This window comes from Paenalcaligenes sp. DL 463, from assembly GCF_057475185.1.
In genome coordinates this window covers 2,001,312-2,025,724 of record NZ_JBYBKX010000001.1, presented here as the reverse complement: position 1 = coordinate 2,025,724, position 24,413 = coordinate 2,001,312, and the positions used below count along the sequence as shown (strand labels likewise).

Below are 24,413 nucleotides of genomic sequence, written 5' to 3'. Positions count from 1 at the left end.
TGTGCTGCCAGCCCGTTACTTTGAATGCAGTTATTTATTGGTGATAGCTTTTCGAGATCGGCTCACCACGATGGTGTCTAATGTAGTCCCAGTGGCCAGTCCTACGAGCATATGCTTGATATCTGCGACTTCGCTTTGAACGCTAGCCGGAATGCGCTGCTCAAGCACCTCGCACAGCCAATGAGCGGCTGGAAGCGAGTGAAAGTTTTTAGTTAACTCAAGGGGCGGGACGCCTGATACGGCAAGTAGACCCTCTGAGATGGTGTGTATACGATTGGCGACTGAATGAAGGGCCATACACTCAGGCATGCGCGGGGCAAACCACTTTCTCGCAAAGCTCGGTGTCACGCATAGCTCTTCCGCGGCTAGTGTAAAGCTTAGATGCCTTGCCGCAGTTTCCGACTAAATAAATCGAAATACTTTCCGCCAAGAACAAGGAGATCCAACAATCTTAAACTTGCGCATACTCAACAGGCGGTTGAATCAGATTTTCAGCTGGTATTCCAAGCTCTGTATGCAACTTCCAAATCATGGGCAGCGTAAGTGGTCGCTTACGATTCAAAATTTCGTATACGCGATTGCGACGACCAATCATTGGCTCTAAGTCTTTAGCAGTAAGCCCAGCTTGCTCCATCCGAAACTTAATGGCTTCAATGGGATCAGGCAGCTCGATAGGGAAAGCCTTGGCCTCATAGACTTGTATTAATGTGGTAAGAACATCCAGATGATCGCCTTCCGGAGTACCGATATCAGGGTCGGACTCCATTAAGCGAGAAACCAATTTGAGCGCTTTTTTATAATCTGCTTCGGTACGGATTGGGTGGATTTCCATAATTCACTCCATTTCTATTATTTCGGCATCAACGCTGTCATATTCAGCATGAGTACCGATAAACTTTACATAGACGACGCCCAGCTTATAGGCGATGGCAACGATCAACCTGTAGTCATTGCCCTTGATATTGAAAACAACACGCCGATTCTTTAGTACGCTGGCATTACGGTATTGAGCCTTAATGTCTGATGGTTTCGCCCACGAAGCATTACTTACTTCATCAAACCAAGCCTTGAGGGGCTGCTCTGCGTTTGGATGTTTACTCCAAAATTGGCGTAAGGTGCTAACAGCGATCACTCTCATATACATATTAGTCCCAATTTGGGACTGTGGCAAATAAAATTAATGGAACAATCGATACCAAGGAGGTTCGCCGGAATCTGAATTCGCTACACTTCTGCTAAAGCCCACTGATCCTGTAATCCTCAAGCCACTGGCGTTGGTTCAAACTATAGCCTTATACGAATTTGCTGATTAGCCATCGGTATAGTTTCGCACACAGTCGTAACATTCAGAGTACCCACAATAACAGTAAAAGGCCGCTTAACCTGAGTGTATCTATGATAAAAACATCCGATAAAGGTCGCGGTAGAGGCACCGGTTATCCCAGTAAGCCAACGGTTTTTGCTCACCAACAACCAGCGAATTCGGATGACCACAACCGTTACGTAGTTTTAGGCAGACTTCAAAATCATCTTTAACGTTCTTTCCAAGTAAGTTAATAGCAGGAAGAATCTGTAGGAAATCGAACGCCTTCATTCTTGCCAAATCGTCAGCATTCTTTGCTGCGCGCCACTTTTAATCCCGCTTCACGGCCTCAGCATTGAGGTGAGCTTCTCGCTACCGGCCTAGTGAGTCATGCGGGCACTAGATCAGATTACTGAATGGCGGGGCAGGCCTCTGCGTGTTTGCTTTGCGATAACGGTCCAGAATCTGTTTGGCAGTCTAGACGAACGGAAGACACTGATTTTCTGTAGCATCAAAGTTTCCATAAGTGAAGAAGATCGGGTTTCTTAACGCCAATAAATCATGAAATTATCAAAAATCGGAATAAAAAGGTATATAAAACGATAAAAACATAGACAGTTTTACTTTCTGCAGTTAGCCTGAGTCTTGAGAGGATTATCTTTAGATTGAGTTTAGAACCCCTTTGGCCAACCGTACTTCTTCGTCAAATGGAGATGCAGTTACATGACACACCACTATGATATCGAGGCGCTCAGGGAGCTTTTCCCCGCGTCCAAGAAACTAACCTATCTCGACTGCGGGTTTCAAGCACCCATGTCAAAGCCGGTCAAAGCTAAGTTCGAGGAGTTCATTACTACCTCCTTCGAAACCGCTGGTCCCAAATCTGACTGGCTGGACGAACTAGAGATCACCAGAAGCAAGGTAGCGTCTTTTATCAATGCAGAACCTGAGGATATTGCGTTTACGAAGAACACTTCGGAGGCGATGAACATCGCAGCTAATGCATTGCCACTAAATGAAGGCGACGAGGTGCTTATGCTGGAGGGCGACCATCCCAATAATTCGTACGCTTTCTTGAATTTGCAGCGAAAAGGTGTCTCCACCCGGTTCATCCCGATGCCGGAGAAAGTGAATGCAGATTACATTGAGCAGCACCTTAGCGATAAGACTCGTGCTGTGTCCATATCGTTAGTGACCTTTCACGCTGGCCACCTGTTCGACGTCGAAAGCATTGGACGCCTATGTAAGGAGCGCGGAATTTATTTCGTCGTCGATGTCATGCAAGGAATCGGTGTAGTGCCGGTGGATGTGCAGAAGATTGGAGCGACTTTTATCGGTTCGGGTACTCATAAAGGGCTTCTCATACCGCAGGGCCTAGGTTTTCTATATTGGAATCGGAAAGTAGAAAATGTATCGCCGGTTTATATGGCTGCTATCACCGTAGAGTACCCCCCCGCGGATCTTATCGCCCGTCACGACAACATGGCACTGGCGCAAACCGCACGCCGATTTGAAATTGGCAACTTTAACCTCCCTGCGATACTTGCCTTAGGAGCAGCGCTGGATCTCATCAAGTCTGTGGGAGTTAAAGCCATAGGAGAACATTGCTACGCTCTTGGTGATCGGCTAATCGCGGGTCTGGATCGCTTGGGCATATCGCTGGTTGGGCCACGTAATCGGGCAGACCGAGCGCCTCATATCTATGTTGCCGCACTTCCTGCCGAGAGCTGGATCCCGTTCCTTGAGGAAGAACGCATCCGGGTTTCACCTGAACGTGACGGTATTCGACTTTCTCTCGGCATTTTCAGCAATGAAGCAGATATCGATCATTTTCTGCAAATCGCTGAACAGAAATTACGCAGTAACGTTGCATAAAAATCATTCCATCCGCTAATGCGGATGAGAAAAATAAATACAACACCTACTACCATTGTAGGGCGGAGATAAACAATGAACTTTGTAAAAGCCTTCGTAGTATCTGGCGTCGTTATGCTATCGCTTCCCACAGCTTCCGCCATGGCAGAAAGCGTCACACTTGAACGCATCGCTAAAAATGGAGAAATCACCATTGGTCACCGCGAAGCTTCAATACCATTTTCCTATTTGGGCGCTCAACAGGAGCCCGTCGGCTTCTCTCTCGATCTGTGTAAAAACATTATCGATAAAATAGAAGCTGATCTGGGACAAGAGTTAGGCATTAACTATGTAGCAGTTAACTCCTCAAACCGGATTCCTCTGATTCAGAATGGAACCGTCGATATCGAATGTGGCGGTACGGCAAACAACAAGACTCGTCAGGAGCAGGTCTCTTTCAGTGTAGCTACCTTCGTTAGCCAACCCACTTGGCTAACCATGGCTGACAGCGGAATCTCTAAAGCTGAAGACCTGCAAGGTCAAACCGTCGTCGTAACTCAAGGTTCTAACGCTGTGGGCTTTGCGCAGCAACTTTCAATAGATGGATTGAACCTTAGAGTCGTACAGGCCAAAGATCATGCTGAATCTTTTCTGATGCTCACCTCAGGACGTGCAAAAGCCTTTTTAGAAGATGATATTCTTCTCGCAGGACTGCGTGCTGCCTCGCCTAAACCTGAAACCCTAAAATTTTTATCTGATCCCTACGATAAAATCTATTATGGCTTGATGTTCACCAAGGATGACAATGAATTCAAAGCTCTAGTCGATGGCGTCTTGTCAGATACGATGGCTTCGGGTGAGTTTACCGAGATCTACGACAAGTGGTTCACCCAACCCATTCCGCCGAGAAAACAGAACCTCGATTTCCCAATGTCTGAGGCTCTAAAAGAACGAGTCGCTAGTCCAAGCGACGCAGTGGAATAATCGGTTTTGCTTCAGGGGCCACCCTCTATAGAGTAGTCCCTGGCATTAAGGGAGAAGCCCGATGTTTGACTTTCTGTTTCAACGCGCTCTCGATGGCCGAATGTATTTCGAACTGCTTCTATCCGGTCTAGGCTGGACGGTTGCGCTCGCCTTCTTTGGATGGTGGATTGCTTTTCCCCTCGGAATTCTAGTGGGGGTTGGCCGTACCAGTAAGAATCGGTTAATTGCGGTAATTTCGCGCCTGTATGTCGAGATTTTCAGAAACATTCCCGTGCTTGTACAGATGTTCCTGTGGTACTTCGTTCTACCAGAGTTGCTTCCGAACGCTGCAGGTAACTGGATTAAGCAGCTACCCCCACCGTGGGGGGCATTCTTTCCGGCGCTTCTTTGCCTCAGTGTTTATACAGGATCCCGTGTTGCCGAGCAGGTTCGTGCTGGTATTGAAGCGCTGCCACAAGGACAGGAAGAAGCCGCTGCTGCCCTTGGCCTACCTCAACGTGATACTAACCGTTTTGTCATCGTGCCACAGGCACTTCGCCTTATCGTTCCCAGCCTGACCAGTGAGGTTATGGGAATCTACAAAAACACATCGGTTGCTTTAACCATCGGTGTTCTCGAATTGACGGCTCAAGCACGCCAGATTTCGGAGATGACGTTTCAAACGTTTCAGGCTTTCGCCGTAGCGACACTTATTTACCTATTTCTGGCACTGATGGTTTACCAGCTAATGCTTTGGATTGATCGTAAGTTTCAGATCCCCGGCACCAGCTCAATTAAAAAGCCGGTAAACAGGTGCAGCAAAAAATATTGCCTCAGGTTCCTGAGCAAGCGAGGTGAAGCATGAGCGAATTGGATTTCACGGTTATCGTAAGCGCTTTACCGTATTTGTGGGAAGGCCTTCAGTTCTCTCTCGCACTTACATTATGCGCCTTCCTAGCAGGACTCATTCTCGGAATAGCTTTGGCGCTAGTGCAACATTTAGAGATTCCAGTGTTGTCACCACTGGCGAAAACCTATGTTGCCCTGATGCGATCTATCCCACTCATCATGGTGCTCTTTTGGTTCTTCTTTCTTGTGCCGCTTGTGGTGGGTGCATTATTGAATGACGGACGCCCAGTTCCCATAGGAGGCTTATGGACAGCCATTATTACCTTCTCTTTATTTGAGGCTGCCTATTACTCGGAAATTATTCGTGTCGGACTTCGCTCTGTAAGTAAAGGACAGTATGAAGCCACAAATGCCCTTTCACTCTCCACAGTAGATACCTATCGCTTTGTGGTTCTGCCTCAGGCATTGAGGATTACCAGCCCTATCATCCTTAGTCAGACGATCATTCTTTTTCAGGACACTTCGCTGGTCTATGTGTTATCGCTCACCGATCTTACAGGTGCAGCTTCAAAGATCGCACAGCTCAATGGCTCGCTGGTTGAAATGTATCTTTTTGTGGCGTTGATATACCTTGTGATTTGTACGATCACATCTCAACTAGTCGCGATGCTTAGAAAAAGAACCCGTATTATAAGTACCCAACGAACCGGAGGCTAAAATGAATAACAATCAACAGATCGAAGCGGTCGTCAAAATGATCGACGTTTGCAAGAACTTCGATAACTTCACCGCGCTCAAAAACGTTAACCTTTCTGTAAGCAAGGGAGAACGAATCATTATTTGCGGACCTTCCGGATCAGGAAAATCAACGCTGATCCGTTGTATTAACCGAATCGAACGCCATGATGGCGGGGATATTATTGTCGAAGGCCACACGCTCACCGATAACAACAAAGACACCTCGTTGGTGCGGCGAGAGGTGGGTATGGTCTTTCAGAACTTCAATTTGTTCCCACACATGACGATACTTGAGAACTGTACATTAGCCCCGCGTCGAGCGCGCGGCTTGACTAAAGCAGAAGCTGAACGTCGGGCGATGCATTACCTCAACAAGGTGCGTATACCGGATCAGGCAAATAAGTACCCGGGGCAACTATCTGGAGGACAGCAACAGCGCGTTGCTATTGCGCGGGCCCTTTGCATGGAACCACGTATCATGCTATTTGACGAACCGACATCAGCGCTTGACCCGGAAATGGTAAAAGAAGTTCTGGATACCATGACCGGATTAGCAAAAGATGGCATGACGATGCTCTGCGTCACCCACGAGATGGGTTTTGCTCGCGAAGTGGCTGACAGGGTCGTTTTTATGGATGCAGGAAAAATTGTCGAGGAAGCTGATCCTCACACCTTCTTCACCACGCCTAAAAATGCTCGAACCCAAGCTTTTCTTCAACAAGTATTGCACTAATGATGATATTCATTCCGCTGCAGAAATATCGATTTAGGTAAACGGAAAGGACCGTAAGTTATAAAAATGCCAAATAACGCTCAACCCGCTGGTGCGCCGATAGATCGAGCGTTTAACATCCTGGATTTCGTTGCTGGAAAACGAAAGGCTGTCTCCATTGCAGAGATCGCGGCTGGCCTCGATCTCCCGCTGCCAACGGCACACCGATTGGTCGCAAACCTCGAGGTGTGGCAATTGCTACAGCGCGCGCCAGGAACCAAGCGGTTCGTAGTTGGTAATCGCCTTATCACGCTTGCCGGCAAAACAATCGGTAGTGCCTTTCGCACGGCACGTCGCCATGCCGTTCTTGAGAATGTATCGCGCGAAATAGGGGAGCAATGCGAAATCGGTCTGGTCCGTGACAACCGTGTCGTCTATGTAGACAGCGTCCGCGTACACGCCTCGGCAATGAAGGGCCTGCAATTCGATCCCGGACACGATGCGCCACTGCATTGCACATCCACTGGGAAGATCTATATGGCGTCGCTTTCCAAACGTGCCCGACAGAAACTTGTCGAAGATCTGAAACTTAATGCATATACCTCGAATACCATCACCGACCGCGATACACTCCTCGAAGTCCTGAACGTAACACGTCGCCAGGGTTGGTCCAGCTCAAACGAGGAATACGTGCGGGGAGTCGTTGGTTGTGCCGTGCCCATTCTCTCGCCAGATGGAGTACTGCTCGCCTGTCTAGGACTCTCCGTTCCGACGGCACGAGTGTCATTCGACGAGCTTCCGGCCTTTATTCCCCCTCTGAAGAAAGCTGCTACGCTGCTTTCTGCCACCATTCTCGAGGAAAATGAGGAGCATAGTATCGAGGGCTAACAATAGCTTCGTGGGCTTTACACAGCGTAGGGCTTTTGGGTTATTGCCTTAATGTGATGGGGTTCGAGCCAGTCACAGAAGATTCGCAATACGGATCGTCTTGGCGCGATTTGCAGGTTAGGCTTTCCCGAGACAGCCCAGATACCCTTGAGCTTTAGTGGTGCTTTTTGCCCAACGAGTTTGCCTTTGTTCCACGGTTCAAGCGCTGAAGCGGCAATGGCATTTGGACCCATGGTGAACTCCTTTTTAGCGAAGGAGTTTCAGTTTGCAGCAACTACTCTATGTCGTTGGCATACAGATGCGGAAACGAAATCGGGCTGCACCCGACCCGTTGCGGTCACTCAGGGCTTGGGGAAACAGTCGGTCACGCATAGTGAGCAGTGGGATTTGGTATAACAGTACGATTTGAGTCATTCATCACTAAATGATGATATCGGAATCTCGCTCATCATCCCACGAATAGCTGGGTTCCTCATCTTCGAAACGATTGCGGAGATATAGTCGAAATTGTCTTTGTGGTGAAGTATGTCGTTGTAAAGCAACCCGAGAAGCCTGTGCGACTCGGGTACTGTGCCTCCAAGTTGTTCAACAAAATCCAACTTGTCAGATGTTCCCTTACAAAACTCATCTGTAAATCGAGATTGATCCGCTGCTTGGACTTGGTCAAATGCGTGTTTCTCGATTGCGATACGGGCAGCCACACAGGCTGCCACAAAATCAGCCTCGCCCTCGCCTGAACGATATTTTACGAACTCTTTAAAGACGTGCGCATAAAAATTGTGCGACTTTCCCCACGTTTCCTTCAGGCCATACCCTTTGAATAATGCTTCTTGATCGCAATTTTTCGGGTGGTAGTGAAAGAAGTACTTGCCAATGTATGGTTTGAGATCAACCTCATCACGCAGTTTCACCATCGCCGCAATGCCCGCTCTCCGACTAGAGTCACTCGCTTTATCCAAAAAATGCACTTTTCGAATGTCTTTTTTACCGAGTCCTAAAGCCGAGTGCTTAAAAACCTCAGGATTTAGATGAGTTAAGAATAGTGGGAAAATTTCAGCGCCAGTGGATTTAAATCGTCCGATGAATCTAGATGCGTAGAACTGAGCAGCCAGCAAATTACATTCATCTAAGTAATCAAATACTTCATCAATGATCAGGATTGCACGCGCTCCCGATAATTGGAACTCTGCTTTCATCAACTGCGCAACGAATGACAAGAGATCACGTTGTCCATTCGACATTCTTGTGGCCTCAGGAAACTCAGCGACCAATTTTCCTTTCGTCTCTTTGATAGAAACAGCAATCCAAGTTGGGTTAGAGTTGACACTTTTTAGAAGCTCTTCACATCGTTTCTTGCCACTGAGGTAGGAGCGCCAAACGAGATGATCACGTAGCAGGTTGGCGTCTTCCTTGTAAGCTTGAGCAAACTGATAAGCTATTAAGTACCGACTCACCTCACTGAGGTCTTGGAAATCAGCCAGTAGAGTGGCGATGGCCTCCAACTCTGGGATATCCTGTAGCTCTGAAAGTTTATTTTCTTCAATCCAAGTAACTATCTGATCAATTGTCCCTGTCTGAGCGTTTATATCGAGAATAATCGGATTAAGCTTTTTCCACACTGCCTTTTGGGTAAATCGTCTGATACCGGATAAAGACAAGATGGACCTCAATAACAGATCATTATCCAAGAACGGTTGAATGTTTGTAAGAATTTTCCCAGAGGCCCCGAATGTTTTTTTGAATTCTGAGGTCGCAAAGGATTTGCTTGGCTTTCTTGGGGCCTTGTCAACAAGAACAATTGGCTCAATGATTAAGGATGCTGTTGCCTTCGCGAATTGCTGGAAGCCTGTTTTGGCTACCGCTCGTGGCTTCAACTTGGAGTTGATTACGGCAACAGAGAATACTTTAAAAATATCATTGCTTTCTTCGTCAGCGCTAACTGTGTTATCTACGCCATCTACCGAGTAGGTGATTTCCAGCTTCGCCTTATTAGCCTCATCCTTCTTGTGGAGCAAAGAAAAAGGCGGTTTAAGACTTCGAGGCTTAAGGCTTGAAAAGGCCCCTGCAAATGAACTTTTCCCAAAGCCATTCGGGGCAACTAGCAAATGGAATTTGTTACCTAGCATCTCTGGAGTGTCAAAGATAAACTTTGCCGAAGAGATGCCACGAACATTCTCAATCGAGATGGATTTGATTTTTGTTTGTGTCGACATTGTCCTAGCCTTGCAAGGTGGGATTCAGGAGCCCACACGTTTTATTCTTTGATTGACACGGCATACCGCGTAGGCTGTGCCAATACAGCAGATGCCCGCTTTCGGTTCGCACCATTGACCGTCCACCTCTGGCCGATAGCCGACTACGCTATTGTTATACCATGCTTGTTACTTAATGAAATGTTATGAGAGGGATAGACGTAAAAAAAGCCCGCACGAAGGCCGGCTGTAAGGTATGTAGTGGCGTAATTTCTATATGTCGCCCGGGTCCTTGGTGGATAGCCAATGGCTAGTATGGCCGATTCGCGACTGTCGCAATTCGATCCTAAGCTGCCGCTTGAGTCCGGCACTTTGGGGCTAAAGTAGATGCTTGCCCATGCCACGACCCCACAGTCCGTTGGCGCTAGTAGCGGCCACGGTAGTCAAGACCTGCTGCGCCTGCAACGACAATGCCGACTGACATCTCGTCGGAAGTACATACTCCTTCCGTCGCGCCAGGAGGGTTTCTCCAGTATTCTTCCTATGCCAGCTGAGTGTGTTCGAAAATCCAGAATTGAAGATTCAGAGAGAGCCGCCATCGCAAGGATAGTCTTTTCTAACACTTTTAAAAGCTGGTTTGGCCCGGTAGTGGATACCGGCCAAAGACGCGTTACAAGCTTCTGTGTGTCGATCCAGACGGTTGAGAGTACGTCGGCTCTGGAGACGTGCGATGAACCATCAGTGCTAATCTGGACGTAAGGAATAGAACGGTTGGGATGAGAGAAAAAATGGATGACCAATTAGTTAGCTATCAAAATCTCGAAAGAATTAGCAAGGAAATGGATGAATACATAGATGGTAATCATCATGACCTTGAAAAATACTGCCGTCGCCAACATCAAAAAAAATGTGAAACGCCATTTCTAACAGCACAACTATATTACGTCATTGGGACGGGGTACTCTGCTGTCTACTCCGCCACAGTACAAAAGGATTGGTATTCGCCCAGTATAAGCAATGCGGTTTACTTTTTAAGAAAGGCATTGAATGAGCTAAAAGACGATAAAGAGGAATATCACACAGTAAAAATTGGTGGGAGAAAGCTGGTTTTGAGCTTTTTCGAATTATATTCTCGGATTAACATAAATCTTGCCAATTATTTGACTGAGCAGTGTAGACATATTGAGGCTCTTGAGTTTTACGATAGAGCTATAGCCGTGAAAAACGCATTCGGGCTTGTGACCAAAGCCCGATGCCTAATAGAATTTAACAATACCGTATACGATGAAAACTCAAGATTCTTTTTTTCTAAGGAAATATACAAGTTAACAAAAGAGTCATTATTACCGGATAGTGTGACGATAGAAAGTGACAAAGAGAAATTTGAAATATTGAAGAAGCGACAGAAGTCATACATAGAATATTTTGAAGATAAATATCCCGATTACCTCGAAACTGACCACTCGGACACGTACAAAGAGAATTTTAAAAATCCCAAGCATAAAATTTATTTAGACTGGGTTGGGCGAAATAAGCTGTTCCTCAACATGACAAACGTTGTAAACACCAAAGAATATGCATATGAAGATTGCTTAAGTCTCCCATCATTTTCCAGCAAGATAAATCCACTTTTGCTGTTAAGTGAAGAATTAGCATATCACGCCCATTTTGACGAGTTAAAAGATACGTTTTGTTATGCGAGACATACTTTCTTCTCGGCATTACAAATGCCTGAAGACGCTGAGCACTTTTATAACTCTACGTACAAGCAGGTCAATAGCTTGGATTACTCAATCAACAATATCAAAACCAACAGCTACAAAACGGCTCTTCGATGCCTATATTCGCTGCTAGATAAGATAGCGTTTTTTACGTACAAGTTTTACAAGGTAAGTCCAGACGAACTGGAAGAGCATGATGTTAATATAAAACGTATTTTTGTATCAGGAAAAAAATCAGCCGCATGGTTAGAAAACATAAAAAATCCGTTTCTTTCGGCTTTGTATTTTTTAAGCAAAGACATCAATGACGTCAGACGTCCGCCCAAAAGGAATCAAAAGCCAAATACCGATGAGGTGTTGTATTTATCCGAAACAACGTTTCCAGCCGCGAATCAAATTAACCAAATACGAAACGCTCTTGAACATAAGTCATTAAAAATCGTGGATGGCTTCGGATACGAGCTTTCCCAAAAACACTACAACTCAAAAAACACCCTAGATGAAGCAATAAAGACAAGAGAAAATCTAGATGAATTGTCTAATGAATACCAAACACTAAACGACAATATAGAGGAAAAAATTCGATTACAGTCCTTCCACTTGGCGGTTTCTGTCGAACATATCGAGGAGCAGATTCTGGAACTTATTAAGCTATCCAGAAATGCATTGATGTATTTGGCCTTGTCCATTCAATACCATGAGCGCAACAAGCCACACGATGATGTTTCCATCCGACTGGAGCGAGACGTACCCTACATGTAAACAAAGCGGATTGCCTTGATTACGGATAATGGCGAGCGGTGGCCCGCCTATCTGGTGGTCGCTTCGCTTTAAAATAACAAGCTTGAAAAAAGTCAAAATAAAGGGCTTAATCAAATCAACAACCCCTATAAATATCTCCTGTTGACAATGGAAATTTTACTCGGGTCGTCGGCGAGAGTGTCTACAACTGGGGAGAGGGGTTTGATGCACGGTACAAGCAAGTCGATGGCCTACGGAAGGCACAAGTGTCGGCTTTTGGCCGATCGTAGCCAAGGACAGATGGTCGAATCCGATCGAGGCTGTGTGGAAACACATCCGGTACAGGTCTCGACAAAAAACTGACCTCTCAGATCGCTCTGTATGCGATTTTCTTGACCCGGATAATGGTGAGAAGACCTCGAACTTCCAACTTGGCCGAGCTTTCACTCAGCCTCGCGACCCGATTTACTTAGCTAAAAAGGCAAGGCCGAAGGTTCACACGCTTTCAGGCCTTGCCCAGAAGCCCCCATCTCCCGTGGAAGCCACCGCTACTTCTCAGGTTCCAGATTGAGCGTGGCCTTCGGGATTGTCCGAAAAGCTATGTGCTCGTCTTCACCAGTATAGTGTTTCAAACGCATTGCACACTCGATGAGCGCGATCCTGGCAAGCATGGCACCAACCTGACGAACTTCGGCAAACGTCTGTAGACGATCGAACACATTGCCATGTAGAATTTTGGATCTCCCGTGGTCGTAAAGTTCTCTCACCAGCCATCGCAAAGTGCGGTGATTGGCTCCAACCCTGAATTCGGTCTCCTCGTTACACCCAGTCAGATGGATCAGCATGTCCAGGATTTTTCCGAACCTTCCGCCTTCGGTGAGCACGTCCAGACTTGTACCGATCTTCGCGAGCGCAATGGCTTCACTGACTTCGCGTGTACCTTCGGCAAGCCAGTCCAGTGCTGTTGCCCAGCGCATGGCCAATAGTGGATGGGGGTGCGAAGCAGGAGAAACCAGCCCGTCCAGTATATGAGCCAGAGCATCCCGCATTGGGAGAGCCTGCTCCTCATCAAGTGCTTCTTTCACCTTCTTGCCGCTCAAGCCAGACACCTGCTTGCTGAGGCCAAAACCAGGAGCCATTAGGAACCCGTCCTGCTCGATAACCGTATGGTGTGAAACAGGAACCATCCGCTCATCTGCCAACGTCTGGGTATGAAAGTGATTCTCGCCTCCCAGTATTAGCGACAAGCCGTCCAGAGCCGTCTTGCAGATATGGCGGGCAGCCTTCGTGGAGAGGGAGCGTTCGTAGCCTGACAGCTTCACCCGCACCAAGGAACGACCGGTCTTAAGTGGTCCATACATTTGCGCAGCCAGCCATGGCATTGGCGGTTCGTCAGGTGTCACAACCTCTTTTGGCTTCGCCAGAGCGAGAAGTAGTGCGGCTTTCCAGTCCTGATTGGCTTCCTCGCCCTCCAGGGAATTTTTCTTGGCGTATTCGCTGAACTCGACAATCTCTAGCCATTGCTCTCGAGTCATCACGGTAACCGGCCCGATTACCAACGGTTCTGCATACTCCATGCCCAACGTTCGAGCCGGGAACGAGTGGATGAAATCTGTCTTAGTCTGTTGCAGCACCTTCTGTACAGTATCGTCAAGCAGCCGCAGATTTTCCGATGCACTTGCCCTCAGAACTCTATCTGCATGGAGATCCGCAACAGTTTGGCGAAGCAGCGACTCCAACTCCTTGCTCTCCACCCGGATAGCCAGTCTGGGAACCTCTTTCTGCCAGGCACATACCAACGACATCAGCGCTATCTTGGCGGGGCGATTAAACAATCGCTGTTGTCCATTACGTGCCGTAACGAAATTGGGCAGGCCCTGTTCTTCACCCAAGGCTGTGTGGCCATACGAACCTTGTAGATACAAACTGTCCAATGCCTCGACCAATTTCGCCAAGGCATGTTTTCTATTCAGCTCGCTCATTGGTGTGAAGTTTCCTTGGTCATCAACTCTCGCTGAGTACGGTGGCGCGAGTCGCGCTCTGACCCCGCTGACGAGTTGGGGAGGTTATGACGGGCTAGATCCGGCCATACAGCTGTGACTATGGCCCTCGCGTCATAGGCCGGGGGAATGACTGCTTCTGGCCGATACCAGCTATTCTTGCGACTATCGTAACAAAATACAACAATCCAATCTACCGCATTCCAGCTTCACTCTCGCCACGTTTAAGACAGCTTCCAACTCAAACTCAGCCATCTTTTCCCCCGCTTCCACAGAGCATTTCCATACCAGATTTCGGCCCATCAACAATAACTCCCACTCTGCACAAAATAACCCTTAACTACAGCTCCTCACCTCCTTTACGTATCCATTTGTTTTTATGTAATACATAACGTATAAGATCTATGGGTATTTATTATCATCGGTGCTTCGCACAGCAGTGACATGGGAAAAGAAATGACAAAAAAACAGGTGGTGTGTGATGGGGTGTTGCTTACACGTTTGCAGAGTGCATTGCCAGATGAGATCGATGGGCTGGTTGATGTCATCACGGCGTTTGGGGAAGGGCGTACGGGGCTTGATGCCGATTTAAAGAAAACGCTGGTGATGGCTCGCTTTGATCCGCGAGAGGGGCGTTACCCTAGCGATTTGCTTCGAAGCTTGGCGCTAGAGCTGCAGTACTTTGGTGGGCATTCGATCGCGAATGCGACACGTCGCTTATTAGATAAACCGGCTGTGTCGTACAGCGAGATTGTGGATGACGTTTATAAAAAGTTAAACGGTAAAGCGGTTAAAGAAAAGTCGTTGGAGCAAAAAGAGCGCGATATCGCTTTGGCGCTGTTCGGTGAGAATTGGCGGACGCTTTCTTTTGCTGAGCGGTATGAGCGTAGTACCAGCACGAAGGTGTTGTCGGGCTTCTTTAAAATGCAGAAGGCGTTGGCGGTTGATAAGCAGGGCAGAACCGTCGGGTTGTCGATGTCAGCCAGTACGGCGTTGTTTGCGGCGGCGTCGGTGGGCGTGCGCTTTAACCCCCTTACGGCTGTTGTAGCGACGGTGGGGGCGGGAGTACAAAGCCTAAGCGCAGAAGCCTACCGTATTACGATTCCGTTTGTGGCACAGCTAGGGTGGGTTCGCTTGCGTCAACAGGCTCCTGTTAGCAATGCCAATTCATCTACAAGCTCCAAGGGTGGTAGCCGGTCAAACTTGCCTGTTCACAACGACAGTGGCGTTAAGCTTTGGGACGAGGCAGGTAAGCCGTTGCTTAGTCTAAGTATTCTGGAAGATAAGCCCGAACTGAAGGGTAGAAAAATACCGTCTTCGAATATCAGTAAGTTAAATCCGTTGTTGTCTAATTTGCCGAGTATGGCAGGTTTAGCGGAATTAAGTGGTGGCCAGTATGTGTTGTGTAGTATTCCGTATGGTCAGCTTGTTGATGCCTTGGGCGAAGAGGGCGGTAAACGGGGTTGGGTTACGACCGGCAAGAAAATTACAGAGCAAGCTCGGCTAAGCTCGCCGGAGCGTTTGCAGAATGTGCTGATCAGTGGTGTTGCTTGGAATGCACTGTCGTCCGCTGTGGGCCAGAAGCACTTGCATGACATTAACGAGAAGCTAAACGTTATTAAGCAGCAGTTAGACGAGGTGCAGGAAGATCTTGATAATTTACGTAAAGATAAGCTGGCCGGGCTGCTTGATTACACGCAAGGCGTGTTAGACCATTTTTTAAGCGAAGGCGTTAATCAACAGGCAATGAATCGTCTGGAGCATAACTTAGCGACCCTAAGCGAACTTGGGCAATATTTTGAGAACAAGATGGTTGCCGAGCGCAGTAAGGTCGAACAAATCGAGCCAAGTAAGATGATCGGCTCCAGCACGGTTCGTGATGAAATTTTGAACAGTTTGGCTCGTATGCAGCAATGGGCGCGAGGCTACGTTCAGGTAGCGCAATTACGGGTCGTTAGTAACGGCCTGCTTTATTCTGAACAGTCGCAAGAGCGCTATCGTGCCGATGCCGAGCGTGTGCTGGATCAGCTAGGCAAGCTGGATACAGTCGCCGCTGAAAACCGGCAGATCTACCGTGCGCAAATGGCGATGAGTAAGTCGTTTTTGTCTGATCTTTCCGACGACGTCACCAACCGTCTTCATACAAAGTTAGAGGCGTTGGATAAAAGCTTAAGCGCCGGGCCCTCAGACACCCGTCAACTGCATGAGCTACTGTTCAGCCGAGCAGACCAAAACATGCTGCTGTATGTAAAGGACGGACATATCGCTGACGCTGAGTTGTTTGATTTGGTTGCGGCTGAGTCGTGAGGGGGGGCGGGACGGGACGCCCAATTCCCATCACACCATTAGCAGTATATGGGGCAAGGTGTTGTTGGGCCTATACCCTGAAGCACTGTGTAGTGCAGAGGTCTTTGCCGAATTGTCATCTTCCAGATAGGGAAGTAAAATGTATCGCAAAAGCGATGCATTTAAGTTTTGGAGGCTTAGGATGAAAACGGCCACACTTCCTTCGTTACGTGTCGACCCACAACTTCGTCATGATGCCGAAGACGTTCTTCACGAGGGGGAGACCTTATCTCAGTTAATTGAGTCTTCGGTGCGTGCCCAGATAGCGTTGCGCAAGCATCAGGCTGATTTTATAGCTCGAGGCTTAGCGTCACGTGAAAACGCTCAGAAAACGGGGCGCTATGTGCAGTCTGAAACGGTATTGGATCAACTGCAGTCAACCTTAAAAACGGCCAAAGCGAAGCGCGGTTTATGACGGACTATTCGGTCCGTTTCACTGAGGAAGCGCAGTCAGATTTACTTCGTCTTTATGATTATTTGTTAGAGCAAGATCTGAACTCAACCCGTCTTGCCGAGATGGCGCTGGAGAGCATCACCCGTTCTCTGGATATGCTTAGGAAGTTCCCCTATAACTGTCGTAAAGCAACACCAGACAATCCATACTTAAGGGAGCTTATCATCCCGTTTGGTTCAGCCGGGTATGTGGCGCTTTTTGAGATTGAGCCCGATCGCATTGTTACGATTCTTGCAGTCAGGCATCAACGGGAGTCTGATTATCATTAGTAAAGACCGTGAACATTACGCTAAAAGGAATGCAGTATGACTAAAACTCCGGCCCTGTTTATTGGGCATGGTAGCCCGATGAATACCCTTGAAAAGAATGGTTATACCGAGGCGTGGAGCAATTTTGGACAGCAACTAGCTCGGCCTAAAGCGTTGTTGGTGATTTCAGCGCATTGGTATTTTGGGGCGACGGCGATTACTGCCATGCCGAACCCACGAACCATTCATGATTTCTATGGTTTTCCAGAAGCATTGTTTGATTTTCAGTACCCAGCGCCGGGCGATACTGATCTGGCCCGTGAGATTGTGGAGTTAGTAAAGCCGCAGTGGATGGGCTTAGATAGGGATCAGTGGGGGTTGGACCATGGTACGTGGTCGGTGTTGGCACACATGTACCCAGAAGCCGATATTCCGGTTCTACAGTTGTCGATTAATGCGCTAAGACCCTTGGATTACCATCTTGATTTGGCGGCGCGTTTAGCAAAGCTTCGAGAGCAGGGTGTGATGATTGTGGCCAGTGGAAACGTGGTACATAACTTGCAAACTTTGAAGTGGCGCGAAGCGAATCTAGCCTACGACTGGGCCGAACGTTTTGACGATGCTGTGTTCGAGCAACTGATGCACGACCCTGCCGATATTTTACGCATGACCGAGCACGCAGATTACGCGAAAGCAGTGCCTACGCCAGATCATTTTATTCCGCTTCTTTACCTGGCAAGTTTAGCCGCAGCGGACAATAGCAAGCTTGAGCCTTTGGTTCGCGGTCATACTATGGGTTCGATTTCCATGGCCTGTTATGGCTTAGGCACGGAAATGGCGCAACGACAAAGCCCGTCTGGCGCAGCCAAACTGCCCGAAGGCATACCACCTGATCAGACGAATATGTAGTTGATCTACGTAAAAGGTAGGTAGGTTGATAAAGCGCCGTCAGTGCCCACACTGACGGCGCTTTCCCTTTTACAGACTACTGCTTAATCTCAACCGTGCCGGCGCGACGATTCTGGCTTCTCGGTTACGTTCATGCCGGTGTTCAACGGCCTGACTTTCGGTGGCCAATACCCGAATAGCGATGTCGAGTTGATGGGTTTCGTTGGCAAGTTGGGCGATGGTTTGCCCTAGTTGGGTAACGAAGTCGCTGTTTTGATGGGTCGAGTGATCGATTTGCGTAATGGCTTGGTTGACCTGTTGCAGGCCGCTTGCTTGCTCTAGCGAGGCGCTGGAAATTTCCGCGATCACTTCACTGACTTGCTGGGTGGCTTTTACCATATTGCCCATGCTTCGCCCGGCCACTTCGGCTTGATTGACGCCGTTGTTGATCAAGCTCACCGAGTTTTCGATTAAGCTTTTGATTTCGCCGGCGGCTTGAGAGCTACGCTGGGCCAAACTGCGTACTTCACCCGCCACCACCGCAAAGCCACGTCCGGCTTCTCCGGCTCGGGCGCTTTCTACGGCGGCGTTTAAGGCCAGTATGTTGGTTTGAAAAGCGATGCCTTCAATAATGTTGACGATGTCGGCAATTTTCTTCGAGCTTTGGTGTATGTCTTGAATGGTGCCAACCAAGTTTTGTACTTCAGCACCCCCTTGTTTGGCTGCGTCCAAACTGCTGGTGGCGAGCGTATTGGCTAACTGAGCGTTGTCGGCGTTTTGCTGCACGGTGGCGGTCAGCTCTTCCATGCTGGCGGCGGTTTCTTGTAGCGCGTTTGCTTGTTCTACCGTCCGATTAGATAAGTGTTCATTGGCTTCGCCAAGCTGATTGGCCACGTGATCAGTGGCCGTGACGCTGCTGCGGGTTTCATTGGAAATCCCCATTAGCCCTTTGCGCATCAGGTCGAGGTTGAAGAAAAGGCGTTGAATTTCTTCCAGTCCTTCATGGCGTTGCTTTTCTAAGTTCAGTAATAAATTACCCGTTGATATTTGTTGGGCCACCATCGACGCATGGCGTATGGGGGTGGCAATACGTTTTGATAAGCGGCTGGTATAGGCGATGACAGCTAAGGCCATAAGCAGGGCGGGCAGGTAGCGCAATCCTTCTGGCTGGGCTAGGGCTGGGTGGCTAACGCTGATAGCAGTAACAATAATGGCCAGTACGCTAAGAATGGCAGTGCGTAGTTGGGTGCCATGGATGGTGTTCTGAAAAGGGCGCGTTAAGCTGTGCAGCGCCCAACGCCAGCCACGCGGCACCACGTTGCCACGCTGAAGGCGGTAGCCTCGGGCTTGATTGTTGCGTAGTCGGGTGTAGAAGGCGTCGGCCGTTTTGATTTGCTCGGCCGTGGGTTTGACACGCACTGAGGCATAGCCCGTAACGGTTTCGTTTTCCACAATGGGCGTGACCAAGGCGTGCACCCAGTAAAAACCGCCATCTTTGCGTCGGTTTTTAACCATGCCCATCCAAGGGCGGCCATCTTTTAAGGTGTCCCAGAAGTCTTTAAAGGCTTCGGGTGGCATGTCGGGGTGGCGCACAATGTTTTGTGGCTGACCGATGAGTTCTTCGCGGGTGTAACCACTGACCGCTACAAATTCAAGGTTGGCGTACGTAATACGCCCCTTTAAATCGGTTTTGGAGATTAAGTATTGTGCATCCCCCAAAACGGTTTCGACCTGTGTAACGGGTAGGTTCATTCGCATGGCTTTGTCCCCTAAAACGATTTTTGTCCTTAATAGGGGGCTAAGCGCTAATGCCGATACCACCATACTATTAAGGCCCGTTTATTGTTAATGTATGCCTAGACCTTTGTTACGGTGAAACGTTAAATTACTTTATGGTTAAAACATCGTTATTTGGTAATATTTCGTTAGTAATTGTGGTGTGTTGAGTTTAAATTATACGAATGCTTACATTAATGGGTCGATGGGTGTAAACCATCGGTGGTGACCAAGTTCGAGCTGGGTAGCTGTGGCTGGTTATGCATATTCAGTACGCGAATGGCTTGTTCTAACTCTTGGGCTTCATCCGACATGGTGTGAACGGTAGCCCCAAGGTTTTCAACTAAGCGGTTATTTTGTTGGGTGACGTCATCCATATTGGCCATGGCGATGTTAATTTGCTGTAGGCCGATGGCTTGCTCTTCAGAGGCGTAAGAGATTTCGTTGATGATGTCGTTGACGTGCTGCACAGAGGCTTCAATTTCATGCATGGTGACGCCAGCTTGCTCGGCTTTCTTGACACCCTCTACCATGCGGCTTACCGATTCGTTGATCAGCTCTGTGATTTCGCCGGCCGCTTTAGAGCTGCGTTGGGCAAGGCTGCGAACTTCACCCGCCACCACAGCAAAGCCACGCCCTGCCTCGCCAGCACGGGCGCTTTCTACGGCCGCGTTGAGTGCCAAGATATTGGTTTGAAAGGCGATGCCTTCAATCAAGTTAACGATTTCCGTAATTTGGCGTGAACTATCGTGTATGCCTTTCATGGTGGTAGCGAGTTCGTCTACCGCTACGGCCCCGCGTTTGGCGGTTTGCATGCTGTTATCAGCCAGTTGATTGGCGCGTTGGGCATTGTCAGCGTTTTGTTTGACGGTAACGGTTAGTTCTTCCATGCTGGCGGCGGTTTTTTGTAGCGAATCAGCTTGGTTAGCAGTTCGCTCAGAAAGGTGTCTATTGTTAGCGTGCAAGACATCGGCCGCTTGCAGCGAGGCCGCAATGCCCCGGCGCGTGTCAGACGCAATACCCGTTAGGCTTTTGCGCATCAGTTCTAAACAAAAATACAGTTGATCGGTTTCGCTGTTTTTTGTAGCGGCAGAATCGGAAATGTGCAGCATTAAGTTACCTGTCGCAATTTGCTGTGCAATCAACGAGGCATTTTTTAAGGGGCTGACGACACGGTGGGTAATACGCCAACCGTATGCCATATAAAGAATTAGGCCTGCGACTAACGCGATACCGGCGGGTGTACGGTATTCGGGGGCAAGCCCGCCAGTAAGGGCGGTATAAGCGCTAAAACCCGTTAAGGCGATGACCAGCAGTGATTGCCTGAACATGCTTGAGCGCAGCGAAGCATTGAAGGGGGTGCGCAAACGTTGCAATGCCAAACGCCAACCGGTGGGCGTAATTTGACCTTCGTACAGACGGTAACCCTTGGCGGTGCCTTGATTCACCTGATCGTAAAAAGCGGCGGCTTCCGCAATTTGTTCGGCACTGGGGCGGACGCGTACCGAGGCGTAGCCCACTACGTTTTCATTTTCATAGATGGGCGAGACCAAGGCTTGTACCCAGTAGTAGCCCCCGTCTTTACGTCGGTTTTTAACTAAGCCTAGCCAAGGTTTATTGGCTTTTAGGGTGTCCCAAAGGTCTTGGAAGCCTGCGGGGGGCATATCGGGGTGACGCACAATATTATGGGCTTTACCGATGAGTTCGTCGCGGCTAAAACCGCTGATTTCAATAAATGCGGGGTTAGCGTAGGTAATACGGCCTTTTAGGTCGGTTTTAGAGATCAAGTATTGATCAGGACGTACGTGTGTTTCTACCTGTGTAACCGGAAAGTTTTTGCGCATTGTTGTTCTACTGTAATAAAACACACCTAAGGGTGTTAGGTGAAAACCAGCGTTGAAAGCCAAAAGGTCGTGATGCCCCGCTAAACGATTGTTGATCTATTGCTTATTTTAGGCGTGGACATAGCGTGCTCATATTGTTGAGTAGACGGCAGTTTTACGCATTTCTTTAGGGTAGACACTAATTTCTTTCGTTATAAGGCTCAACGTTGTGTTGGATAGGCTGGTTATAATGACGCTGCTTTCCGTTGGCAAATAACGGTTATTGTTCGTCTTAGGCTTTTTTGTGACATCAGCGCATTCTGATCTTTCTGTATCCACCGAGCTTGTGGCCGTGTTAGCCGCCGTAACGCAGGGCGAACCGCGTGTGTTGACCACAGACTGTGCGCGTACCTTACCGTCGGGTCCGCTTGAGCATGCGCACCGTTCTTTGCAAACGGGGTTACGCGAGTGGGTAGAGACGCAAACGCATCATCCCTTGGGGTATGTCGAGCAGCTTTATACCTTTGCCGACCGTGGGCGTTTTGCTGCGTCAGGCGAGCGTGTGATTTCCGTTAGTTACTTAGGCTTAACCCTAGAGGGCGATGGCCCGTCGGTGACGGATGTGGGCTGGCAAGATTGGTATCGTTATTTTCCGTGGGAAGATGGCCGCGATGGCGAGCCTCGCTTAGTGGCCGAGTTCATTTACCCTAAATTGCAAGCGTGGGCGAATTCGGCAGCGTTGCGAGCCGAACAAATGCAGCGTTGGCAGCGCGTGTGCTATGCCTTTGGTTTTGAGCAAGCGACATGGAATGAAGACATGGTGCTGCAACGTTACGAGCTGTTGTTTGAAGCCAAGTTGGTGCCCGAGGCCTTACGAGTGGAAAATGGCATTGACGAGCTAGGCGACGAAGGGCCCTTGGGTTTGCCCATGCATTTTGATCATCGGCGCATTCTGGCAACGGGTATTGCACGGTTGCGAGCTAAAATTAAATACCGTCCGGTGGTATTTGAGTTAATGCCGCCCGAGTTCACCTTGCTGCAATTACAGCAATCGGTAGAGGCTTTAGCGGGCCGTGGCCTGCATAAACAAAACTTCAGACGCCTGATTGAGCAACAAGATTTGGTGGAAGAAACGGGGGGTGTGGTTTCAGGTGGTGCAGGTCGCCCCGCGAAACTGTTTCGCTTCCGAGGTGATGTGCTGTTAGAGCGTGCGATTGCAGGCAGCAAACTGCCCTTAGCCAAGCAAGCTGGGTAGTTAGGCTCGTCTAGCCTTGTTGCCTGCAGTAGGGCTTGACAGTCAATTATGCTCGCCTTTAGCATAAGCATGAACGGCATCATAAGGTGCCCATTTTTTCATCAATAAAATACTCAATATGAGCATAATTAACGAGATGACCACTAAGATGACCAGTCAAACAGCGCAAGCCATGGCGCGTACACACGTGGCGCCATTACCGCTGGCGATGTTAGAGCCTTTGGTCAGGGCGACGTTGCTAGAAGATTTGGGGCGTGCGGGTGATATTACCAGTGATGCCGTGGTGCCTGTTGACGCTCGTACCATGACCCGAGTGGTGGCCCGCGAGGCCGGGGTGCTGGCGGGTATTGATGCGGCGCGTTTGGCGTTTCGCTTGATGGACGATAGCTTGGCATTTGAACCCGCCTTACACGACGGCGAGGTGCTAGAGGCGGGTAGTGTCATAGCCACCGTGCGCGGTCCAGCTCGCGCCATGTTAAGTGCCGAGCGTACCGCGTTGAATTTTTTATGTCATTTAAGTGGTGTGGCCACCGCCACGGCAGCCATTGCTCAAGCCATTGCCCCGTATGGCACTAAAGTCACCTGCACTCGTAAAACCATGCCGGGTTTACGGGCAGTACAGAAGTACGCCGTTCGTGTGGGCGGGGGTAGCAATCATCGCTTCGGTTTAGATGATGCCGTCTTAATTAAAGATAATCATGTGGCGATTGCAGGGGGTATTGAACCTGCCATTGTTCGTGCGCGTGCACACATTGGTCATTTGGTAAAAATCGAACTTGAAGTGGACACCTTGGAGCAGTTAGACGAAGCCTTAGCGTTGGGGGTGGACGTCATTTTGCTTGATAACATGTCGATCAGCATGTTGACGGAAGCGGTGCGTCGTATTGATGGCAGGGCTACTAGCGAGGCGTCAGGGGGGATTACGCCTGAGTCGGTTGTAGACGTGGCTAAAACCGGTGTTAATCGTATTGCGATAGGGGCGTTGACCCACAGTGCAAAAGTGCTAGACATTGGTTTGGATGCATGGGCAACGGCATAAACCAGTCAGCAGACCTTTAAGGTGTGTGAGGCGTTTCAATAAAAATGGCAGCGTATTTAGGCTGCCATTTTTTATGCTTCAAGCGTGTGACTTACAGTGTGTTCACTGTAGGTGAATCGTGCTTAGCTTTTTTTATCGCTATCGCCACCACGTTTGCCGCGTGTGGCCTTTTGTTCGGCCAATGTTTTGCGTTGGTCAGCGGTGAGAATGGCTTTGACTTCGGACTGATGCTTAAGGCGGTGTAAGTTGAGGCTAGCCTGAGCTTGCGCAAGTTTGTCGTTGGCCGCTTTGGCTTTGTCTTCGTCAAACGTGTCAGCTTTAGCGATTTCGCGTAGCTCAAGGCGGGCGGCTTTGACGTCTTTGTGAAGATCACGCACGACGGGCGCTTGGGCGTGACGCAATTCGAACATCTTATCTTTTTGTTCTTCGCTTAAGTCCAGTTTTTTCCAAGCGTGGTGATGCCCGTTAAAGCCTACTTTGTGATGGTGTTTAGCACCTGATTCGTGGCGATGCCCGACATCATGGGCTTGTGCCACCATGGGGGCGGCTAACAAGGCACCGCTTAGGGCTAAAACACTGAATGTGGCTTTTAAATGAATCATAAGTTGCTCCGTAATAATGAC

The 24,413-nt window shown here is 48.8% G+C and carries 23 protein-coding genes; 13 read left to right on the top strand and 10 right to left on the bottom strand.

Annotation, left to right across the window (positions count from 1 at the left end; all coding sequences use genetic code 11):
• Positions 1-30: 30 nt before the first annotated feature.
• The 4 genes from AC2UZI_RS09700 to AC2UZI_RS09685 form a co-directional block, all read right to left on the bottom strand.
• Positions 31-348 carry a hypothetical protein gene (locus tag AC2UZI_RS09700; protein ID WP_486943598.1) on the bottom strand — a complete coding sequence of 106 codons (318 nt, stop codon included), beginning with the start codon at positions 346-348 and terminating at the stop codon, positions 31-33.
• Positions 349-451: 103 nt separating this feature from the next.
• Entirely contained in the window at positions 452-832 is a 381-nt protein-coding gene (locus AC2UZI_RS09695; protein WP_486943597.1) for a helix-turn-helix domain-containing protein, read from the bottom strand.
• 3 nt (positions 833-835) lie between these two features.
• Complete coding sequence (locus AC2UZI_RS09690; RefSeq protein WP_486943596.1) at positions 836-1,138, bottom strand: type II toxin-antitoxin system HigB family toxin; 303 nt, start codon at positions 1,136-1,138, stop codon at positions 836-838.
• Positions 1,139-1,393: 255 nt separating this feature from the next.
• Positions 1,394-1,594: a hypothetical protein gene (locus AC2UZI_RS09685; protein ID WP_486943595.1), complete on the bottom strand. Its 201-nt coding sequence runs from the start codon at positions 1,592-1,594 to the stop codon at positions 1,394-1,396.
• 432 nt (positions 1,595-2,026) lie between these two features.
• Between AC2UZI_RS09685 and AC2UZI_RS09680 the strand changes: the two genes are divergently transcribed.
• The 6 genes from AC2UZI_RS09680 to AC2UZI_RS09655 all read left to right on the top strand — a co-directional run bounded on the left by AC2UZI_RS09680 (position 2,027) and on the right by AC2UZI_RS09655 (position 7,307).
• A complete protein-coding gene (locus tag AC2UZI_RS09680; RefSeq protein ID WP_486943594.1) occupies positions 2,027-3,178 on the top strand; it encodes an aminotransferase class V-fold PLP-dependent enzyme in 1,152 nt (383 codons plus the stop codon).
• A gap of 75 nt (positions 3,179-3,253) precedes the next feature.
• A complete protein-coding gene (locus tag AC2UZI_RS09675; protein WP_486943593.1) occupies positions 3,254-4,141 on the top strand; it encodes an amino acid ABC transporter substrate-binding protein in 888 nt (295 codons plus the stop codon).
• Between the two features lie 61 nt (positions 4,142-4,202).
• Positions 4,203-4,985 (top strand): amino acid ABC transporter permease, encoded by a 783-nt coding sequence (locus tag AC2UZI_RS09670; RefSeq protein ID WP_486943592.1) that lies wholly within the window; start codon positions 4,203-4,205, stop codon positions 4,983-4,985.
• Positions 4,982-5,686: an amino acid ABC transporter permease gene (locus AC2UZI_RS09665; RefSeq protein WP_486943591.1), complete on the top strand. Its 705-nt coding sequence runs from the start codon at positions 4,982-4,984 to the stop codon at positions 5,684-5,686. Before AC2UZI_RS09670 ends, AC2UZI_RS09665 begins: the two co-directional genes overlap by 4 nt.
• Before the next feature lie 37 nt (positions 5,687-5,723).
• A complete protein-coding gene (locus AC2UZI_RS09660; RefSeq protein ID WP_486943751.1) occupies positions 5,724-6,440 on the top strand; it encodes an amino acid ABC transporter ATP-binding protein in 717 nt (238 codons plus the stop codon).
• A 66-nt stretch (positions 6,441-6,506) separates the two neighbouring features.
• Positions 6,507-7,307, top strand: a complete 801-nt coding sequence (locus AC2UZI_RS09655) for an IclR family transcriptional regulator (RefSeq protein ID WP_486943590.1) — start codon at positions 6,507-6,509, stop codon at positions 7,305-7,307.
• A gap of 17 nt (positions 7,308-7,324) precedes the next feature.
• Here AC2UZI_RS09655 and AC2UZI_RS09650 read toward each other — a convergent pair whose 3' ends face one another.
• Positions 7,325-7,540, bottom strand: a complete 216-nt coding sequence (locus AC2UZI_RS09650) for a hypothetical protein (protein WP_486943589.1) — start codon at positions 7,538-7,540, stop codon at positions 7,325-7,327.
• A gap of 177 nt (positions 7,541-7,717) precedes the next feature.
• Positions 7,718-9,520 (bottom strand): hypothetical protein, encoded by a 1,803-nt coding sequence (locus AC2UZI_RS09645; protein ID WP_486943588.1) that lies wholly within the window; start codon positions 9,518-9,520, stop codon positions 7,718-7,720.
• Positions 9,521-10,287: 767 nt separating this feature from the next.
• Between AC2UZI_RS09645 and AC2UZI_RS09640 the strand changes: the two genes are divergently transcribed.
• Positions 10,288-11,982 (top strand): LA2681 family HEPN domain-containing protein, encoded by a 1,695-nt coding sequence (locus AC2UZI_RS09640; protein ID WP_486943587.1) that lies wholly within the window; start codon positions 10,288-10,290, stop codon positions 11,980-11,982.
• A gap of 527 nt (positions 11,983-12,509) precedes the next feature.
• Here AC2UZI_RS09640 and AC2UZI_RS09635 read toward each other — a convergent pair.
• Positions 12,510-13,943: a hypothetical protein gene (locus AC2UZI_RS09635; RefSeq protein ID WP_486943586.1), complete on the bottom strand. Its 1,434-nt coding sequence runs from the start codon at positions 13,941-13,943 to the stop codon at positions 12,510-12,512.
• A 474-nt stretch (positions 13,944-14,417) separates the two neighbouring features.
• Here AC2UZI_RS09635 and AC2UZI_RS09630 point away from each other — a divergent pair, with 474 nt between their 5' ends.
• The 4 genes from AC2UZI_RS09630 (at position 14,418) to ygiD (ending at position 17,918) form a co-directional block, all read left to right on the top strand.
• The gene (locus AC2UZI_RS09630) at positions 14,418-16,268 is read left to right on the top strand and encodes a YaaW family protein (protein WP_486943585.1); all 1,851 of its coding nucleotides are present in this window, start codon (positions 14,418-14,420) and stop codon (positions 16,266-16,268) included.
• Between the two features lie 181 nt (positions 16,269-16,449).
• On the top strand, positions 16,450-16,722 hold the full coding sequence (locus AC2UZI_RS09625) for a YlcI/YnfO family protein (protein WP_486943584.1): 273 nt from the start codon (positions 16,450-16,452) through the stop codon (positions 16,720-16,722).
• A complete protein-coding gene (locus AC2UZI_RS09620; RefSeq protein ID WP_486943583.1) occupies positions 16,719-17,030 on the top strand; it encodes a type II toxin-antitoxin system RelE/ParE family toxin in 312 nt (103 codons plus the stop codon). The genes AC2UZI_RS09625 and AC2UZI_RS09620 overlap by 4 nt, the downstream gene beginning before the upstream one ends.
• 36 nt (positions 17,031-17,066) lie before the next feature.
• Positions 17,067-17,918, top strand: a complete 852-nt coding sequence (gene ygiD, locus AC2UZI_RS09615) for a 4,5-DOPA-extradiol-dioxygenase (protein ID WP_486943582.1) — start codon at positions 17,067-17,069, stop codon at positions 17,916-17,918.
• A gap of 69 nt (positions 17,919-17,987) precedes the next feature.
• Here the strand turns inward: ygiD and AC2UZI_RS09610 are convergent, their stop codons facing one another.
• Both AC2UZI_RS09610 and AC2UZI_RS09605 read right to left on the bottom strand, forming a co-directional pair.
• Positions 17,988-19,655 carry a methyl-accepting chemotaxis protein gene (locus AC2UZI_RS09610; RefSeq protein ID WP_486943581.1) on the bottom strand — a complete coding sequence of 556 codons (1,668 nt, stop codon included), beginning with the start codon at positions 19,653-19,655 and terminating at the stop codon, positions 17,988-17,990.
• Positions 19,656-19,867: 212 nt separating this feature from the next.
• On the bottom strand, positions 19,868-21,517 hold the full coding sequence (locus tag AC2UZI_RS09605) for a methyl-accepting chemotaxis protein (RefSeq protein WP_486943580.1): 1,650 nt from the start codon (positions 21,515-21,517) through the stop codon (positions 19,868-19,870).
• A 283-nt stretch (positions 21,518-21,800) separates the two neighbouring features.
• Between AC2UZI_RS09605 and AC2UZI_RS09600 the strand changes: the two genes are divergently transcribed.
• Positions 21,801-22,751, top strand: coding sequence for an NUDIX hydrolase (locus AC2UZI_RS09600; RefSeq protein ID WP_486943579.1), 951 nt, complete (start codon positions 21,801-21,803; stop codon positions 22,749-22,751).
• Between the two features lie 148 nt (positions 22,752-22,899).
• The gene (gene nadC, locus AC2UZI_RS09595) at positions 22,900-23,790 is read left to right on the top strand and encodes a carboxylating nicotinate-nucleotide diphosphorylase (protein WP_486943578.1); all 891 of its coding nucleotides are present in this window, start codon (positions 22,900-22,902) and stop codon (positions 23,788-23,790) included.
• Positions 23,791-23,912: 122 nt separating this feature from the next.
• Here the strand turns inward: nadC and AC2UZI_RS09590 are convergent, their stop codons facing one another.
• Complete coding sequence (locus tag AC2UZI_RS09590; protein ID WP_486943577.1) at positions 23,913-24,392, bottom strand: Spy/CpxP family protein refolding chaperone; 480 nt, start codon at positions 24,390-24,392, stop codon at positions 23,913-23,915.
• Positions 24,393-24,413 lie beyond the last annotated feature (21 nt).